The organism is Paraburkholderia sp. PGU19 (assembly GCF_013426915.1).
Classification (GTDB): Bacteria; Pseudomonadota; Gammaproteobacteria; order Burkholderiales; family Burkholderiaceae; genus Paraburkholderia.
The window spans coordinates 1,456,827-1,473,006 of sequence record NZ_AP023181.1; the positions used below are offsets into that span (position 1 = coordinate 1,456,827).

At 60.1% G+C, this 16,180-nt stretch carries 17 protein-coding genes; 6 read left to right on the forward strand and 11 right to left on the reverse strand.

Annotated elements, in window-relative coordinates; genetic code table 11:
* Positions 1–5 precede the first annotated feature (5 nt).
* The 8 genes from H1204_RS36240 to H1204_RS36275 all read right to left on the reverse strand — a co-directional run bounded on the left by H1204_RS36240 (position 6) and on the right by H1204_RS36275 (position 7,157).
* Positions 6–1,412, reverse strand: coding sequence for an alginate export family protein (locus tag H1204_RS36240; RefSeq protein ID WP_243468994.1), 1,407 nt, complete (start codon positions 1,410–1,412; stop codon positions 6–8).
* A 194-nt stretch (positions 1,413–1,606) separates the two neighbouring features.
* A complete protein-coding gene (locus H1204_RS36245) occupies positions 1,607–2,320 on the reverse strand; it encodes a YoaK family protein (protein WP_180733524.1) in 714 nt (237 codons plus the stop codon).
* A gap of 76 nt (positions 2,321–2,396) precedes the next feature.
* Complete coding sequence (locus tag H1204_RS36250; RefSeq protein ID WP_180733525.1) at positions 2,397–3,314, reverse strand: glyoxalase; 918 nt, start codon at positions 3,312–3,314, stop codon at positions 2,397–2,399.
* Positions 3,315–3,337: 23 nt separating this feature from the next.
* Positions 3,338–3,784: a DoxX family protein gene (locus H1204_RS36255; protein WP_180733526.1), complete on the reverse strand. Its 447-nt coding sequence runs from the start codon at positions 3,782–3,784 to the stop codon at positions 3,338–3,340.
* 1 nt (position 3,785) lies between these two features.
* Positions 3,786–5,678 carry an amidohydrolase gene (locus tag H1204_RS36260; RefSeq protein WP_180733527.1) on the reverse strand — a complete coding sequence of 631 codons (1,893 nt, stop codon included), beginning with the start codon at positions 5,676–5,678 and terminating at the stop codon, positions 3,786–3,788.
* A complete protein-coding gene (locus tag H1204_RS36265) occupies positions 5,675–5,965 on the reverse strand; it encodes a DUF1427 family protein (RefSeq protein ID WP_180733528.1) in 291 nt (96 codons plus the stop codon). Before H1204_RS36265 ends, H1204_RS36260 begins: the two co-directional genes overlap by 4 nt.
* 134 nt (positions 5,966–6,099) lie before the next feature.
* Positions 6,100–6,786: a hydrolase gene (locus H1204_RS36270; protein ID WP_180733529.1), complete on the reverse strand. Its 687-nt coding sequence runs from the start codon at positions 6,784–6,786 to the stop codon at positions 6,100–6,102.
* A 29-nt stretch (positions 6,787–6,815) separates the two neighbouring features.
* Positions 6,816–7,157, reverse strand: coding sequence for a carboxymuconolactone decarboxylase family protein (locus tag H1204_RS36275; RefSeq protein ID WP_180733530.1), 342 nt, complete (start codon positions 7,155–7,157; stop codon positions 6,816–6,818).
* 277 nt (positions 7,158–7,434) lie between these two features.
* On the opposite strand from H1204_RS36275, the gene H1204_RS36280 reads away from it, so the two are divergent.
* The 3 genes from H1204_RS36280 (at position 7,435) to H1204_RS51865 (ending at position 9,569) form a co-directional block, all read left to right on the forward strand.
* Entirely contained in the window at positions 7,435–8,190 is a 756-nt protein-coding gene (locus tag H1204_RS36280) for a helix-turn-helix domain-containing protein (protein WP_180733531.1), read from the forward strand.
* A gap of 321 nt (positions 8,191–8,511) precedes the next feature.
* Positions 8,512–9,057 carry a winged helix-turn-helix domain-containing protein gene (locus H1204_RS36285; RefSeq protein ID WP_243468474.1) on the forward strand — a complete coding sequence of 182 codons (546 nt, stop codon included), beginning with the start codon at positions 8,512–8,514 and terminating at the stop codon, positions 9,055–9,057.
* Positions 8,985–9,569, forward strand: coding sequence for an IS630 family transposase (locus tag H1204_RS51865; RefSeq protein WP_243468616.1), 585 nt, complete (start codon positions 8,985–8,987; stop codon positions 9,567–9,569). Before H1204_RS36285 ends, H1204_RS51865 begins: the two co-directional genes overlap by 73 nt.
* Here the strand turns inward: H1204_RS51865 and H1204_RS36295 are convergent.
* The gene (locus H1204_RS36295) at positions 9,550–10,737 is read right to left on the reverse strand and encodes a TIGR03118 family protein (protein ID WP_180733532.1); all 1,188 of its coding nucleotides are present in this window, start codon (positions 10,735–10,737) and stop codon (positions 9,550–9,552) included. The genes H1204_RS51865 and H1204_RS36295 overlap by 20 nt on opposite strands.
* Positions 10,738–11,308: 571 nt before the next feature.
* Between H1204_RS36295 and H1204_RS36300 the strand changes: the two genes are divergently transcribed.
* Both H1204_RS36300 and H1204_RS36305 read left to right on the forward strand, forming a co-directional pair.
* The gene (locus H1204_RS36300) at positions 11,309–11,764 is read left to right on the forward strand and encodes a cupredoxin domain-containing protein (RefSeq protein WP_180733533.1); all 456 of its coding nucleotides are present in this window, start codon (positions 11,309–11,311) and stop codon (positions 11,762–11,764) included.
* Positions 11,765–12,598: 834 nt separating this feature from the next.
* Entirely contained in the window at positions 12,599–13,375 is a 777-nt protein-coding gene (locus H1204_RS36305; RefSeq protein WP_180733534.1) for a DUF4118 domain-containing protein, read from the forward strand.
* 240 nt (positions 13,376–13,615) lie between these two features.
* Here H1204_RS36305 and H1204_RS36310 read toward each other — a convergent pair whose 3' ends face one another.
* Positions 13,616–13,918, reverse strand: a complete 303-nt coding sequence (locus H1204_RS36310; protein ID WP_180733535.1) for a DUF4148 domain-containing protein — start codon at positions 13,916–13,918, stop codon at positions 13,616–13,618.
* A gap of 1,010 nt (positions 13,919–14,928) precedes the next feature.
* Entirely contained in the window at positions 14,929–15,207 is a 279-nt protein-coding gene (locus H1204_RS36315) for an HU family DNA-binding protein (protein ID WP_180733536.1), read from the reverse strand.
* A 581-nt stretch (positions 15,208–15,788) separates the two neighbouring features.
* On the opposite strand from H1204_RS36315, the gene H1204_RS36320 reads away from it, so the two are divergent.
* The gene (locus tag H1204_RS36320) at positions 15,789–16,112 is read left to right on the forward strand and encodes a DUF4148 domain-containing protein (RefSeq protein WP_180735163.1); all 324 of its coding nucleotides are present in this window, start codon (positions 15,789–15,791) and stop codon (positions 16,110–16,112) included.
* Positions 16,113–16,180 lie beyond the last annotated feature (68 nt).

Consider the following 16,180-nt stretch of genomic DNA (forward strand, 5'->3'; position numbering starts at 1 on the left):
CGTGGCTACCATCCATATTTCAGTTCGACACCGACGTAGTCCGCGTTACTGCCGCCTGCGTTGCGAATCGAGTCGCCCACCTGGAAGTGCACCGCTTCGACTGAACCGATCAGGTTCGGGGCAATGGTCCAATCGGCACGTACTTGCAGGTACATGCCCGTCCACCGGCTGCCATGTCCAGCCGTTCCGGGCACCACGGCACTGCCCTGCTGATACACGGCGTCCGCTGTCGTCTCGCGCCACTGGAACCCGAGCGCGCCGAGCAGCGCGAGCTTGCTGGTCGGCTTGAGCGTGATGGAAGGCTTGACGTGAATCAGGTTCGCATAACCCGTGTAGCCCGCGAGCGTGAAGTAGTAGCCATTCGGAAAGAGCGGATTGAACGTCTCGACACGTCCGTCTCCGGGATGCCGGTCGCCCGAAGCCGCATCGACCTGCACGCCCACGCGCGGGGTCCACGGCAGGTCCAGCGTGTAGCCTGCCAGCGAGCCCACCGCCCACGCGCTGATCGTTTTGGTGCCGACGTGCCCCGACTGGTACATCGACTCCACATCCCAGTCGGCGCGGCCCACCTTGCCTGAATAGCGAAGGTCGAAGACGTCGCGATGCTCATCGCCCGACGCATCCAGGAAGTGCGCATTCGAACGGTTATACCTTGAGTAGTAACCCGAGAGATCGCCGGGTCCGACGCCTTGCCGCTCGAAGCGCACGCCGCTGAACGTCAGGTGCCGGTTGGAGACATCATCGAATGCCGTCACGTCGCGGTACTGCACAGGCTGCGTCAGGTAGCCGATGAAGCGCCATTTCTGATACTCGTAATCCGCCCAGATCGCGTCGTACGCCTGCCGCACGTTCGGACCGTCGCGAACGGAGATGAACCGTTGCAGGTCGAACGCCATCTCCTGGCGGCCGATGCGGAATTTCACCGTGCCGGGCCCCAGTGGACTGACCCACGCAACAAAGGCCTGTTCGAGGTCGAGCGGATTCTTGTCGACGGGGGTCACCGTATCCTTGCCGAACGGTCTCGCATCTTCGAGCTGCGCGAAGAACTGGAGGTATGGGCCGATACGCGCATCGGCGCTGACCTGTGCGCGCTGTATCACGTAGGTATCCGAATGCCCCGCGCCGATGCCGAAGAGCGGCGCATCGTTGACCTCCAGGCGCTCGCGCAGATTCGCTCCCAGCGACAGATACGAATGCGGATCGCCACCCAGCTGAATGTATTTGAGGCTATCGAGCGGCTGCCGGGGCACGCACTTGTCCGCGAGCACAGACCAGTCTTCCTGCCAGCGGTTGAACTCCACCACCGGCCGCTTCGCGGTGCATGCGACGGCTGACGTGTCGACGGCTGCCGGCTCTTCCGTGCTTGCCCGCGCGCTGCCGCTCGACACCAGCGCCAGGGCGGCAACGAGCATAGCAAGGTACGCAACCGCGTCCATACCTGCAAACTCCCTGGGCCACACACGCGTCATGGCGTCTCCGTGTCGTGTGATAGATGCGATACGATCCGCGCCACACCCTTCAGCGCATATCTGAAATGCGATCCGCGCTTGCCGACAGGTCAAACGCGCGAGCTGCGGCGATCAGCAGGCCAGCCACGCCTGCCCGACTATCTCCTCGCGTCTGTCGCCGTTCCGGAAACTACCAACTGTGTCTGCGCGTCGCGAGCCTTCAAAGCCAGCCACAAGAGCACGACGGACGGCAGCAGCAACGCCCAGAACCCTGTGTACCGATACGCGAGAGCGCCAAGGATTGCGCCAGCTGCGAACGCGATAATCGTCGGCAGCATCTTCCCCAGACGCGTTCGCGCCGTCGGACGTGCGTCGGATGGCATCTGCGGCGACAGGATGTCGATCGCGTCGAGCACGGCCTGCGTCACGTTGCCCGTCATCACAGTGTTGGGCACGCTGGGACGCGGGACAAGCCGGCCGTGCGCATTCTGCACGCCCATCGCCGCTGCGCCGATCATCCCGCAGACGATGACGGGCGCACTATCCGCATGCACGACGGGCGAGACGCCGACACCCGCGAGGCAAAAGGCCAGCATGAGCGCCGCCTGAACAACGTAGAGAACACACGCCGCGCGTTCGGGCGTCGCGGGTTCGATGCGCTTAATAAGCACGCTGCTGACGACCACGCCTGCAACAAACGCGGGGAACGCCATCAACTTCATGAACACGCCCTGGCCGAAGCCTGCCGTTTCCGCGCCAATCAGCACGAAGTTGCCCGTGACGTGCGCGGTGAACAGCCCGAACAGCGCGACAAAGCTGAGCGTGTCCACGTAGCCCGCGACGGCTGCGAGCACGCTGTCTTCAGATTTCATCGATAGTCTCCCGTGCCGGGGAATGACATCGGGCCGCCTCGCGAGCGTCATGGCACATCACCCCGGCATTCCGCGGCTACTGCGCAACTGCGTGAATCTCGGCGATATAACCACCAGGGAACTGCACGAGCGCGGCTTCGCGCTTATCCGAAGTGAACGGCGGGACCAGCACCGTGACGCCCGCCGCCTTCGCCTTCTGTAGCGTGTCCGCGAGATTCGTCACTCGATAACCCGTCATCTCCCGTCCGAACGGCCAGGGCAAGTGACCGTCGGTCGCCAGCACGGTCATCTTGCCGAACCCTGAGTCGATCCGTACACGCCGGTACGTATCGCCTGGCCGGCCAATCTCGACGCCGGGCGCCTTGCGGTCATCGGAAACGACCTTGCCGTGCGAAAAGGCCACGAAATCGTGGATCAACGCATCCGCGCGTTCCGGCGACACGTAGACCCGGTTCTCGGGCACCGTCTGCAGAGAATCATAGTTCGGCGCCTGGTTGTGCCAGTACAACTGCATGCTGACGCCGCCCGCCCAGCTGATGATCGCGTCACGTCCAATCGGATCGGGGAACGTCGCCACAGTGACGTCAGCGTGGTGGCGCCTCGCCGATTTGACGGCCGCGTCGATATCGGTCACGAGATATCCTGTGCGCTCGCTACCGAACGGGTAAGGCACAGGCGTCTTGAAGCCGAAGACAGAGATCGTGCCGACGGGCGTGAACACGAGTTGCGACATCGTCTTGCTCGACGCGGGTGTCACCTGAAAGACGCCCTGTTGCGACTTGTGGCCGCCGAAGGTTGCGACAAGACTGTCAGTGAACCTGTCGAAGTCTTCCGGCGCGACATACACATGTGTGGTGTCGTATTGCGGCCCCACAGCGAGCTGTGGTTCCGAAACGGGCTGCGGAAGTCTCGGCGGTGTGGCCGATGCGACCGACGATGCAGCGAGACAGATGACGGCAAGCGCTATCGCCGCCAGGGAACGAAGGTTGAGCATGATACTGAAGATCCTTTGAGGATTTACTGAAGACCGGCGTGGCCGGAAGAATGCTTGATGCCGGCAACGCATGTCGCCATAACGAGTGCAGCGATGAGACCGAGATGCTCGAAGAAGGCGTTCAACGCGAAAAAGTGCGCGTCGCCCGTCAGGTTCCAGAAGTCGTTCGCGACGAACATCGCCACGGCCGTCAATGCACCCAGTGCGCCCGCGCCCAGCCACACGAAGCGGCTGAAGATCACACACGCCGACCCGCCAAGCTCGACGACGATCGCGAGTGCTGCCCACAGCCATCCCGGATGCAACCCAAAATGCGCCTGCTCGTGCACGGCGGCATGAAAGTTCGCGAGCTTCGTCACACCTCCGATCAGGTACGCGGACACGAGCGCCGTGCGTGCCATCGGTGGCAACCAGGGCTGATCGAGCAGCGCGGCGATCCAGTGCGGATTCCCTTGTGCGTGCGTGCTCATATCAGACCGCCCAGCAGGCGCAGCCGAGCGCGCCCCAGAACGAATTCAGGTCCGACGTCGGCGCGTTGCCCGACCAGGCGCGCGCATGGTCGTGGCCATGCACGGCGCAACCATTCGAGCAGCCACAGGACGCCGCCGCCATCTGCTGCAACGAAGCTTCGCCCTCGCCCTTCGAATCCTTCCACGCACCGAAGCCGCCGAAGCGACGCACGGGCGACCAGTCGGGCATCGCGGGAGGCGGCGCGCTGTCGTCGAGATGAGCGAACGCGGTGCCGCCATACACGATGCGGCCGCCGACAATCGTCAGATCCGACACCGTGTTCGCGATCTCGTCCTCGGCGCAGGTGAAGAAGTCCCGGTCGGGAACGATCAGGTCAGCAAGCTGCCCCACGGCGATCTGGCCTTTCTTGCCTTCTTCGTTGGAAAACCAGGTGACCTTCTCCGTCCACATCCGCAGCGCCGTATCGCGGTCGAGCCGATTGCGCTGCGGATAAAGGCTCAGGCCACCGACCGTCTTGCCCGTCACCAGCCACGCGAGCGACACCCACGGGTTGTACGACGCGACACGCGTGGCATCTGTGCCCGCCGACGTGCGCACGCCCTTCTCGAGCATGCGCGCGATGGGCGGCGTGGCCTCGGCCGCGGCCGCGCCGTAACGTTCGACGAAATACTCGCCCTGGTAGGCCATCCGGTGCTGCACCGCCACGCCGCCGCCGAGCGCTGCAATACGGTCCATCGAACGCTCGGAGATCGTCTCGGCGTGGTCGAAGAACCAATGGATGCCATCGAGCGGAATGTCCCGGTTGACCTTCTCGAAGACATCCAGCGCGCGGCTGATGGTCTCGTCATAGGTTGCGTGCATGCGCCATGGCCAGCGGTTTTCGGCGAGCAGGCGCACGACCCCTTCCAGTTCATCTTCCATCTGCGGTGGCATATCCGGGCGCGGCTCGCGGAAGTCCTCGAAATCCGCTGCGGAGTACACCAGCATCTCGCCTGCGCCGTTGTGCCGGAAATAGTCATCGCCCTGCTTGTACTTCGACGTCTTCGTCCAGTTCAGGAAGTCCTGCTTCTCGGCCTTCGGCTTCTGCGTGAACAGGTTGTACGCGAGACGCACCGTCATCTGCCCGTCATCCGCGAGTTTCTGGATGACTTCGTAATCATCGGGATAGTTCTGGAAGCCGCCGCCCGCATCGATCACACCCGTCACGCCGAGCCGGTTCAGCTCGCGCATGAAATGGCGCGTCGAATTGAGCTGATAGTCGAACGGCAGCTTCGGCCCCTTTGCGAGCGTCGCGTACAGGATCGATGCATTTGGTTTGGCGAGAAGCAGCCCCGTCGGGTTGCCGTCGCCGTCACGCATGATCTGTCCTCCGGGTGGCGCGGGCGTGTCTTTTGTATAGCCGACCACGCGCAGCGCCGCGGCGTTCAGCAACGCCCGGTCGTAAAGATGCAGGATGAACACGGGCGTATCAGGTGCAACGGCATTCAGTTCCGCGATCGTGGGAAGCCGCTTCTCGACGAACTGCTGCTCGGTGAAGCCACCGACCACACGGACCCACTGCGGTGGTGGCGTAACGGCCACCTGGCGCTTGAGCATGTTCATCGCGTCGGCGAGCGTGCGCACGCCGTCCCACCGCAGTTCCATGTTGAAGTTCAAGCCGCCACGCACGACGTGTGTGTGATTGTCGATCAGTCCCGGCAGAACGGAACGTCCCTTCAGGTCAACGACTCTTGTCGCGATACCTGCCAACGAGATGATGTCGGCATTGTCGCCAACGGCGATGAATTTCCCGTCCTTGATGGCGACCGCACTCGCCGTTGGGTTCGCCTGGTTCAGCGTCGTGAAGCGGCCATTGTGCAGAACCAGGTCCGGGGATTTTGCGGCGGTGTTCATGAGCGCGCCTCCTCGTTCCCAGCAGTTTTGTGAGCAGCCGTGACGCGAGAGATGCCGTGCTGCAATGAGCCTGATACCGTGGTTGCCTCGTCCGATGCGCGTGCCACCGTTGAGCGAACAGCGCCAAAAAAATATTGCTCACTGAGTGGAAGGAGCTGCTCTCCAGCGAGAATGCCGAGCAGGCCGACAAGTGCAACCAGCGGTGGGGCCGGCGACCGTACGCCAATCAGGTGGTAGATGACACCGACCAGAACGCCGGCACCTAGTGAAAACAGATAGATTTTCATGGGTTCATCTCTCTTGCAGCGGGCAGCATCAGATCGGGCTTGTCTGAAGCAGATGACGCAACTACTCCTGCCGACCGGTGGCGTCACGCCGCGCGGCCAGCATCGGAACATCAAATGAAATGGGGGACGGCCGATTACCTGGCGGGAACTGCGGGCACGATCTCGTGGTGATCAGCTACGCGCTGTGGCGCCTTGTGCACCATGGTGTAGGCGTAGTCCACGCCCATCCCGTACGCACCGGAATGTTCCCGGACCACGTTCATGACGGCGTCGTAGGTATCCCGACGCGCCCAGTCGCGCTGCCATTCGAGCATCACCTGTTGCCACGTCACGGGCACGACGCCGGCCTGGATCATGCGCTGCATCGCATAGTCGTGTCCGTCCTTCGACGTGCCCCCCGAGGCATCCTCAACCATGTAGATCTCATAGCCGCCTTCCAGCATGGCGCTGAGGGCGAAGGTGTTGTTGCAAACCTCCGTCCACAGGCCGGAAACCACGATCTTGTTGCGTCCATTCGCGGCCAGCGCGTCACGAACCTTCTGGTCATCCCAGGAGTTCATCGACGTGCGTTCGAGCACCGGCTGACCGGGAAATACGTCGAGCAGTTCGGGGTACGTAAAGCCCGAGAAACTTTGCGATTCGACCGACGTGATGGTGGTCGGAATGCCGAATACTTTTGCTGCCTTGGCGAGTCCCACCACATTGTTCTTCAGCACCTGCCGGTCAATGGATTGGACGCCGAATGCCATCTGCGGCTGCTGGTCGATGAAAAGCAGCTGGGAGTTTTGCGGGGTCAGTACTTCAAGCTTGGGGTTGGTCATGGTGAGTTCCTGTCAGGGTGTCTGGATGGTCAGGCTTGCTTCAACGTTTCGATGGCATCCAGCACATGCGTGCTGTATGTGATGGCGGCACCAGCGTTCAGATTGATGGCAACGCCCAGCGCTTCCGCGATCTCGTCATCGGACACGCCGAGCTTGACGGCCTCGGCGGCATGAAAGGCAATGCAGCCATCGCAGCGTGTAGTGACTGCGACGGCCAGCGCGATCAGTTCCCGCGTCTTCGCACCAAGGTGATTCGTGTTGACGCCCGCACCGGCGACAAGGGCAAATCCGCGAATGGTGTCCGGCGTGCGTGTGGACAGTTCCTTGATGCGGGAATTGATGTCCTTAATCGTCTCTTTCCACTCGATCATGAGATAACTCCAATAGGAATACATAAGATGTAAGCGCGAACCGGCCGCTCAGCCTGTCCACTGCCCGCCAGCTTCGGGTCAATGTGGTTCATCGACTCTGGGCGTCAACGAATTGACTGAGACGAATGCTAATCGGGCGTCCGGCACACGTCTTCTGGAGACATGCAAAAAGCTTTGAAAGCATCCTATATCTTTGATTTTTATAGATTTATTCTGTACTATTGAAGCGAACGAATGGGCGTGCAGCGGCCATCAACTTCCCCGATCGGCTGGTGAAATGAACCTTATCGAGATGCTCCAGGCCGCCGGTATCGACGGAAACAAGGCCGACTTCTATCTGTCCTCGCTCGAGCTCGGCGAGGCGACCGTCGCTTCGATCGCCCAGAAGGCGGGAATCGGCCGCACCAACGCGTATGAAGTGCTTGATCGGCTGCTCGCTGACGGACTCGTCGCGACCGTACAGAAAGGCGCGCGCAGCTACGTGATTCCGCAGGATCCGATCGCCCTGCTCAGGCGCATCGAAGCGCAACGTCAGCTCGTTCAGGAAGTGCTCCCGCGGCTGCGTTCGATTCACAACTCAGCGGGTGGAAAACCGAAGGTGCGCTATTTCTCGGGCATCGAAGGGATCAAGACCGTGCTCAACGAAACGCTCGACTGTCAGAGCATGGAGTTGCGCGCCGTGATGTCGAACAGCGAGCTGTTTCAGATGCCGGGCTTCGAGGTGATCAGGGATATCGCCGTGCGACGCGCCCGTGCGGGCATCAAGCTGCGCGTGATCCGCTCGGGTCCGGGCGATACACGCGATCTGTGGCGAACGTCGACGCGCGATCTCCGTGAACTCCGCTTTGCGCCGGCCGACTTCGAAGTGGGTATCACGACCTATCTGTACGACGACACCGTTGCTTTCATTTCATCGCGGGCCGAGCACTACGCGCTGTCCATTCAAAGCACGGAGTTCTTTGCGTTCGAGTGCAGTCTGTTCGAGGTGCTGTGGAGCGCGAGCACGCCCGATCGGTTCGACAAATCCGTCTGAACCGATTACGTTCGCGCCGGTAACATGGAGTGCTAATCCAAACACGCGGACCGGAAAGATAAGCGAGCCCGCGTGTCAGTGTGGCCGATGCCTTCTGATGGCGGTACGGCCGATCCTGGCGGCCGTACTGGCGCAATAGCAATTTGACGAATGAAATCCGACAGGCGCCTGGCAGCCGACATTACGGCTTCCAGGCGCGCGATCTCACGCTGACATTTGCCCCCTGCTATTGCCCTTAATGAGCGGACCCTCCTGCCTTATTCCATTTCTAATTCAATAGTGAAATAATAAGCGCACCTTTCTTGTGTTGAGGGATGTGCGATGGTTCGTCAAGCGAGTGGTGGTGAAGTTCTCGAAAGGGCGAAGCGGCTCGTGGTCGAGGCCAGGACGGTAGATGAATTGCGGCAGGCACAAGCAGTACTGTTACCGCTGGAATTCGGGCTGACGCTCGCGCAGACCGCGCAAGCGATTGGCGTGTCGGTCGGCTGGGCCTGTCAGTTGCGCCGGCGCTTCATCCTGGCGGGCGGGCTGCCTGAGGTCGACCGCCCCACGCCAGGTGGTCGCCGCCGGGAGAATATGACGCGAGAAGAAGAGGCGGCCTTTCTTGCGCCCTTCTTCGAGAAGGCCAGTGCGGGCGGCATCCTGGTGGTGGGCGAGATCAAGCAGGCGCTGGACGAACGACTTGGGCGCAAGGTTGCCCTGGCTTCCGCCTACAACCTGCTACACCGTCATGGCTGGCGCAAGCTGGCACCCGACAAGCGACACCCCCAGGCCGATGTGGCCGCCCAGGACGCCTGGAAAAAAAACTCCCCGACGTCATCCTCGAAATCGAGCGCGCGTGGCCGGGCCAAGGGGCGATCCGCCTGATGTTTCAGGACGAAGCGCGCTTCGGTCGCATCTCCGACACGCGGCGTTGCTGGTGCCCCAAACCCACTCGCCCGCTGTGTCAGGCGATGGTGACGCAGGAGTACACGTACGCTTATGCCGCCGTCTCCGTGACTGATGGCGCACTCGACTCGCTGATCCTGCCGCACGTCAATGGCGCCTGCATGCAGCTGTTTCTCGATGAGGTCTGCGCGCGTCATCCCGACGACCGAATCGTGATGGTCCTCGATGGCGCCGGGTGGCATCAGAGTGCTTCGCTCAGGCTGGCCCACAATCTGCGCCTGCTCACGCTCCCGCCGTACTCGCCTGAGCTCAATCCAGTTGAACATCTCTGGGACGATCTGCGGGAAAAGTCCTTTCACAACCGTGTCTTCGACAGCATCGACGCGCTCGAACACCATCTGTGTGACTCGCTTCGCGACCTTGAGCTGGACCATCAACGGGTTCGCTCCATCGTCGCGTGGCCTTGGATCATTAATTCACTGTTGAATTAGAAATAGAATTAGAGCCGCTCACTGGAGTTATGGTACCGAACAGTCCATTGGTCTCTTTGTTGGGGCCTGCCGAGAAGTACAACGTGTCCGAACTCGAGTTGCGGCCGCCACCGAGTGTCAGAGTCCACAACCCATCGATAGCCAGCGGATTGCCGTATGGATTCTCCAACTGATCGACAAACGTGCCGTCATTGTTGAACACATTGATTCGGCCATTGCCGAAGTTGCCAATCAGGATCTTGCCGCTGAAGCGGCCGAATGCAAACGATGCACGCGTGATCCCCCAGGGCGAGTCGAGCGTCCCTCGGCTGGCGAACCGGCGCAGCAGGTGACCGTCTGTATCGAACACATCGACGAAGCCATGACCGTTGCCTGCAACATCGTCATGCTTCTCAGCGTTCTGCTGGGCATATGTCACGAAAAGGTCGCCATCGATGTTCGCGATACCAAACGGCGCATAGCCAGCCGGGATGTTCGGGTCGGTGAAGTTGCCGTCCGTCGTCGCGGGCATGAACAAGCCCTTCGTACCGCCGCTTGGCCCGAATACGTCGATCCGCCCCGAGCGGAAGTTCGTCGCAAACAGGAAGGCTCCTTTCTCGTTCACACCGAAGACGAGACCCTTGTAGACGGCGCCGTTGGCGGCGGATGGAGAGGACGAGTTATCGACCGCAATCACCGCGTTGTTCGCCGGATTCAACCCACCGGCCCAGGCGGAAATCGTGCCGTCCTCGGTCGCGAATATGAATGCGGCCGGTATCGTGGTACCCGGCACGAGAAACGCCGAGGATGGATTCCACACGATTCCGGTTGGCGCGGCAGGCGTGGGATTCGGTGGATTGCTGGCAAGGACGGGATGACAGGAGCCGGGCGGTATGACATTGCCTGGCAGGGGGATGGAAACCTGCAACGGTACCTTTGTCCCCTCTCCGTCATAGAGCGTGGAACAGCCTGTCGCATTGTCGTTGACCCAGAATGGACTGGCTGCCGGACTAAAGGCAATACCCCAAGCGTTCTGTAATACCCTGTCGACCTTCGGGGCAGCGCCTGCCAGGTTGGACACGAGCGGTGTGACGACGTAAGCATCATCGTCAGCGGCATGCCCGATTGTGAAACCGGCGGCGAGGACGATTACGGCCGCCGCTTTAAGAACCCTCGAGACCTGCGACATGATCACCCTCCTTACTCTGACTGGTGAGAGGTTGTTCCGCGAGTTGGTGCCCCAAGTGGCTAAACGACCGCTGTTCCACAAATATTCCCCAACTCTTCAAAATCTCCACGCGTCACCCGGTCGTATGGAGCGACAGGGCTCCACAGCAGCTGGTTCAACAAGATCACGTTGAGTCACTCGAATCGTTAGTGTTCGTCATCACAGCGCGCGCCAGAAAGCGACTTGCCACGCGACATCGGACGGAATATTTCGATGCCCACTCACGTTCTACCAGCGAGGTTCGCCAGCACTGGCGAGCACGGATCCGTCATCAGCGATGAATTCACGCGCGCAATGCGTGCAGGCCTGCTTGTGCCGTTGCGTGAGGGCGAAGCTATGAGCGCCGCGATAAAGGCGCTCCAGCGGCCACGATGATGACGAGGGTTCCTACCCATGCTCATTGGCGAACGTGCCGCCTTACGCCCGACGGTCATCAAGAGAACAGTTGATCCACGAGCTATGGGGGCCGGCGAATCCCGCACTGTGGTTCGACCAGTCTTGCGGCTATGTGGCCCTTTCGAGGAGAAACATCATGATCGACAGAATGCATACTGTGTACATGCTGGCGGCGATTGCGCTCGGCGTTGCACCGCTAAGCGGCAATGCGGACGAAACGATCCATGTCAAGCTCACGGACAAGACGATCCAGCTCGATCCCGGCACAGCGAATGCCGGGCGTGTCACGTTCGAAGTGAACAATGCAGCGAGCGACAATACCGAACATGAATTCGTGGTGCTGAAGACAGACATGGACGACTCACATCTGCCTGTCCACAAAGGCCAGGTCGCGGAAAGCCGGTTCAAGAAAATGGGCGAAGTGGAGGACCTCGCGCGGGGTTCGACCAAGCGCCTGTCATTGAAGCTCACACCAGGACACTACGTGCTGATTTGCAATAGACCGGGGCACTATGAAATGGGCATGCACACATCGTTGGTCGTTGCGCGCTCAGGCGAGGCACATGTGTCCCGCTTGGATTCAAAACCTTAAGATAACCTCAAAGAGAACGACGATAGAGTGTCGATCGCCAACTGCAAATTCTCCAAAGCAGCAAGTTTGTTGTCGATGACCATCATCCGACTTTGGAGATCTTCCAGACGCTACATGGAAGATCTCCGTTCTATCAAAACGAAATGACGGGCAAGAAGACGCAGCGGTATTACTGTGCCTTTGCTGCCTGCTCCCGCGACAAAAGCCGCTGCGCCTGAAGGTCACCGCGACCTGCCTCTTGTGCAGTCTGGACCGACGTCTCGCTTGCCTCGAGCATTGCGGCTCGTCCAGCGTTGCTGATGCTCACCGTGTAAGACGGTGACGAAGGCGTTGATGAGGACTTCGTGTCGGCCGGTTTCGTATCTGCTACTGATTGTGCGCTTTGGGTTGTACTGGACGATTGGGCCATACTTTGCCCGATAGACTGAATTGACATATTCCTCTCCAAGAATTACGCCGTATTGGCAGACGGTCTATCGGCTTCTGAAACTTCAGCTTGAGAACTATATTTTTTCCAAATTGAGTCGCAGATAAGCGTGCCTTAACAATTGGCAATATTCACCATATTCACCTCAAACACCTCCGCAACGCCGACTAATTTTTCTTGCATAACTTTGAATAGTCTTCACAGGCGCCGAACACAACGCGGTTTGCACAGAAAAAGTAAAGTTGCTCTCGGCGGCGACCTGAACCAGTTGACAGCGCCAACGGTTGCAGTCGAGCGCCGGACCGGACCGCTCGTCAATATCAGTTCGGTTATGATGTCCGCGAGCCCTTGCTCTTACACGGAGGCGCCAAAACCCCGATACAACGATCGTCCAACGATAGTGTTACATGCAAGTCAATAATGCCCGACGTTGGGCCCCAAATGGTCCGCGCCGCTGGATCATCGCTGCGGCAGCGCTGGCAGTCGCCGCTGTTGTGCGGCTCGTGCTTCATCCACTGCTTGGCCCGATCATGCCTGGCACGGCATTTCTGATCGCAGCAGTGCTGGTCGAGTACTTCTGCGGCCTCACACCTGCGCTTGTCGTAATGGTCAGCGGATTGTGCCTCGCGGACTACCTGTTCGTTCCGCCCTACGGCCGCCTCGATGTGTTCGATCAGTCCGACATTGCATTGCTGGTGTCTTATCCGCTGATCACGTTACTGGTTATCACGCTGGTTGAGCGCCTGCGCCGCTCGCAGTTTCGTGCCGAGTTACTCGCCGCAGTCGCCCAGTCGCGCTATGAAATGATGCTGCGTCACGACAATGAGCGCGTGCTCGCACGCCATGCGACGAACGAGATGCACCGCATGCTGTATCACATCGCGCAGCACAGCCGTGAGTTGATCCTGATTCAGGCGCTGGAGAACAAGTCGATTAATGCGCCAGACCTGGACGGAGATGCTGCTTTCGGGTCAGGCCGTGCGATTGGGGAAGGCATCGCGCCAGGCCCACGACACGCGGACGTTCACCACGACGATATTCAGCGCGTCAGTAGCGGACTCTCGCCGGGTCACTACCGGATCCGCTTTAAATCGGGCGAACGTCACTGGAAACCCGTCAATTGTGTCTGCGAGCGCTTCACTACCCACGCCGGTGACTTTCTCGTGCTGCGGATCGGAGATTAACGATTGTGATCGGTTGGCGGGAGTCGGTAGCTCTGAAGGGCATAATCACGATCACCGCCCGACTCTCGTGCAACGCCCGGAGAGAGCGCCTGGCCGCCAAAAGGCGACCTGTCACGATGGTTCGGGGCATTCAGGAGGCAGCCGAAACCATTCGGCAGACGGGCATAGCACGACACGCCGGCACCGTGCCAAGCAGAGACGGCGTGCTCCTCATCGCCCGACCTGGTGAGCCGAAAAATCTTATGACCCGCCAAAGAACACCGGCTTCATCCCACTCGTGGTTGCCGGACGGCCCATCTGCGACGAACCATTGGTCATAGGACCGTAGCCGCTGCCTTGGCCTGCGGCACTTGCGTCGGTGGCCTGCATATTGGCAGGAAAGTCGACGGTATTTGCATTGGCCGGATTGTAGCCGGCTTGCTGAAGCTGAGCGATCTCTGCTTGCACTTGCGCGCGGGTCAGCCCCCCGTCCGACTGCGCCAACGATGCAATTGGCACAGCGATCACGGCGACCGCGCAAACTGCGTGGACTAAAGTCTTCATAATGGCCCACCTCCTGAACAGTTATTCCGGCTGACGCGCGCTTGATGTTTCGCGGTCAACCGATCAAAGAGTAGGCGAAAAAACATACATTCGTCATTCATTCATCGAATGTGGATAACGGCGAGTCGCTCGTGGTGCGTGTCGAGCCGATTCCGGTGTTCATGGTGACTCGAATCATCGCGTGGAAGAACTGGCGCACGCGCGAGATCCGCTGAACAGCAGATCTCCCTCATCCGACTCACGGATAAGACCGGCCAGTGGAATAATGCTTTGCTGCGCCCCGTTTACGAATATGTCGACGCCTGCGTTCGCGATGAACCGCGCGACGCGTCCGCCATGCATCGGCACTTGGCATTTTCGGTAGTAGCGCGGTTAATGCCTCGCTGGATATCCCTCTGCGGGAGTTCCTGCGAGCTTCGCCAAGAGAAATGACCATGAAGCGACTTCGAACGGTTCTTGCGTGTCTCGTTTGCCTCGGAATGATCGTGGTTTCAGGATCCGCGGCTGCGGGAGACATGAATCAAGGCGGCAACGGCGCGTCTGGCAGCTCGACCAATTCCGGGGGCGGTGGTTACTGAACGCCGCACGCCGAACTGCGCAGTCCGCCTCCAACTGATGCCGGCCGAAAACGCCGGCGCCATGCGTGACATTGTTGTGCGATACGGACCGGACGGTGATCGACGCCAACCACGCCACGCTTCGGTAGACGTCAAACGGCCCGGCGCTCGTGTTCAGTCAAGACAGCGGATGCGCGTCCGGATAGAAGGCAGTTTTGCTTTTGACCGACGTCTCGCTTGCCTCAAGCATTGCGGCTCGCATCGTGACGGATCATCCACGTTCTCTGCAGATTCCTTGCCACAAAAAAATACCCACCGCCAGGTATGGCCGGTGGGCATTAACACGCACCAAAAGTCAGAGACAACCTGCAACTTCTGGACGAATCAAACATGACATCGAGTCCGGCGGCATGGCAGTCCGTGCGCCTGTCATTTCATCAGATGCATCGCATCTCACCCGGCATTCACGGCGTCCTTGAACCCCTTGCCTGCTGTGAACTTGACGGTCTTCGCCGCCGGGATCGTGATGGTCTCGCCCGTCGACGGGTTGCGACCCGTGCGTTCGGCGCGAGCGCCGGTCGAAAATGAGCCGAAACCGATCAGTTGAACTGTATCGCCACGCGTCACTGCTGCTGTCACGGCCTCGAGGATGGCATCAATCGCGCCGCCCGTACTAGCCTTGCTTTCACCCGTGCTCGCCGCGACGGCGTCGATGAGTTGCTGTTTGTTCATGTGTGTTCTCCCTCAAAGTTTCCGCTGAATGCGGGCTGGCGTCACCCTAACGCAGGTATGAGGTAGAAAGCAACTACGAGGTTCGCGCGACGGCGTCGCGGGCTTGAAAATTATCGTGGAGAGCGCCGTCGACTGCTGGATAACGCGTGAGGACGTGGCCCCGCTTTTGTGGGCGGCTTTCTGGCGAAGCCGGGTGAAACCGGATGAGCGGCTGACGGTTAGTTGCACGTCGTTTTGCCTAAGGGTTCATTGCACCTACGCCGCGCGGCGTCGCTTAGAAGCGAAAAGCAACGAAAGCCCCGGATCGGTGAGTATCGTGGCCTCGTGCCGTTACACATGCGACCAGGGTTCGGAATTGACACCACACACACGATACTTTTCATCACGCGCCTGCCGCATGTATTGCGTTGCAGGCTGTGTCAATCGTCTTGTTGGTGTCGATGTGTTCATCGGCGGTGTGCATGGCGTACGGTGACATTCGTATGCGCGTGCATTGTTCAGAGTTTTGCCAGATTGAGCGTTGGTGGCTTCACGGGATCGCATTTCCTTTGAAGGATGCCGACGACCAGAAGGAGCTGATCATGAAATCTTTCGTTTTCACAATCGTGGCCGCCTCAGCGTTGGCAATGCCAATCGCCGCCTTCTCGCAGACCGATGGCACTGTAACGCGAGCGCAGGTGCGTGCAGAACTGCAGCAGTTGGAACAGGCAGGCTATGATCCCGCGAAAGGTGAGGACCCCACTTACCCTGCCGATATTCAGGCCGCTGAAGCGCGTGTGTCGGCAGGCAACGGGGCGACCGGATACGGAGGAACAGCGTCTGGCTCGTCCTCGTCGGGATCTCGGGCAGTGACCCGTCCGGCGTCTGGAGACGAAATGCGTCAGCTCTACTTTGGCGGAGAGTAAGCCTGCCAACAACGCCCGCCTGCCGCGAGCTTCTTCGGCTTTAGCATGATGAGCGCTCGCGGCAACGG

Bases quoted from the DNA above. Each gene is read 5' to 3' on its own strand.
- H1204_RS36240 (WP_243468994.1), bottom strand. From the start codon at position 1,412: ATGCTCGTTGCCGCCCTGGCGCTGGTGTCGAGCGGCAGCGCGCGGGCA.
- H1204_RS36245 (WP_180733524.1), bottom strand. From the start codon at position 2,320: ATGAAATCTGAAGACAGCGTGCTCGCAGCCGTCGCGGGCTACGTGGAC.
- H1204_RS36250 (WP_180733525.1), bottom strand. From the start codon at position 3,314: ATGCTCAACCTTCGTTCCCTGGCGGCGATAGCGCTTGCCGTCATCTGT.
- H1204_RS36255 (WP_180733526.1), bottom strand. From the start codon at position 3,784: ATGAGCACGCACGCACAAGGGAATCCGCACTGGATCGCCGCGCTGCTC.
- H1204_RS36260 (WP_180733527.1), bottom strand. From the start codon at position 5,678: ATGAACACCGCCGCAAAATCCCCGGACCTGGTTCTGCACAATGGCCGC.
- H1204_RS36265 (WP_180733528.1), bottom strand. From the start codon at position 5,965: ATGAAAATCTATCTGTTTTCACTAGGTGCCGGCGTTCTGGTCGGTGTC.
- H1204_RS36270 (WP_180733529.1), bottom strand. From the start codon at position 6,786: ATGACCAACCCCAAGCTTGAAGTACTGACCCCGCAAAACTCCCAGCTG.
- H1204_RS36275 (WP_180733530.1), bottom strand. From the start codon at position 7,157: ATGATCGAGTGGAAAGAGACGATTAAGGACATCAATTCCCGCATCAAG.
- H1204_RS36280 (WP_180733531.1), top strand. From the start codon at position 7,435: ATGAACCTTATCGAGATGCTCCAGGCCGCCGGTATCGACGGAAACAAG.
- H1204_RS36285 (WP_243468474.1), top strand. From the start codon at position 8,512: ATGGTTCGTCAAGCGAGTGGTGGTGAAGTTCTCGAAAGGGCGAAGCGG.
- H1204_RS36295 (WP_180733532.1), bottom strand. From the start codon at position 10,737: ATGTCGCAGGTCTCGAGGGTTCTTAAAGCGGCGGCCGTAATCGTCCTC.
- H1204_RS36300 (WP_180733533.1), top strand. From the start codon at position 11,309: ATGATCGACAGAATGCATACTGTGTACATGCTGGCGGCGATTGCGCTC.
- H1204_RS36305 (WP_180733534.1), top strand. From the start codon at position 12,599: ATGCAAGTCAATAATGCCCGACGTTGGGCCCCAAATGGTCCGCGCCGC.
- H1204_RS36310 (WP_180733535.1), bottom strand. From the start codon at position 13,918: ATGAAGACTTTAGTCCACGCAGTTTGCGCGGTCGCCGTGATCGCTGTG.
- H1204_RS36315 (WP_180733536.1), bottom strand. From the start codon at position 15,207: ATGAACAAACAGCAACTCATCGACGCCGTCGCGGCGAGCACGGGTGAA.
- H1204_RS36320 (WP_180735163.1), top strand. From the start codon at position 15,789: ATGAAATCTTTCGTTTTCACAATCGTGGCCGCCTCAGCGTTGGCAATG.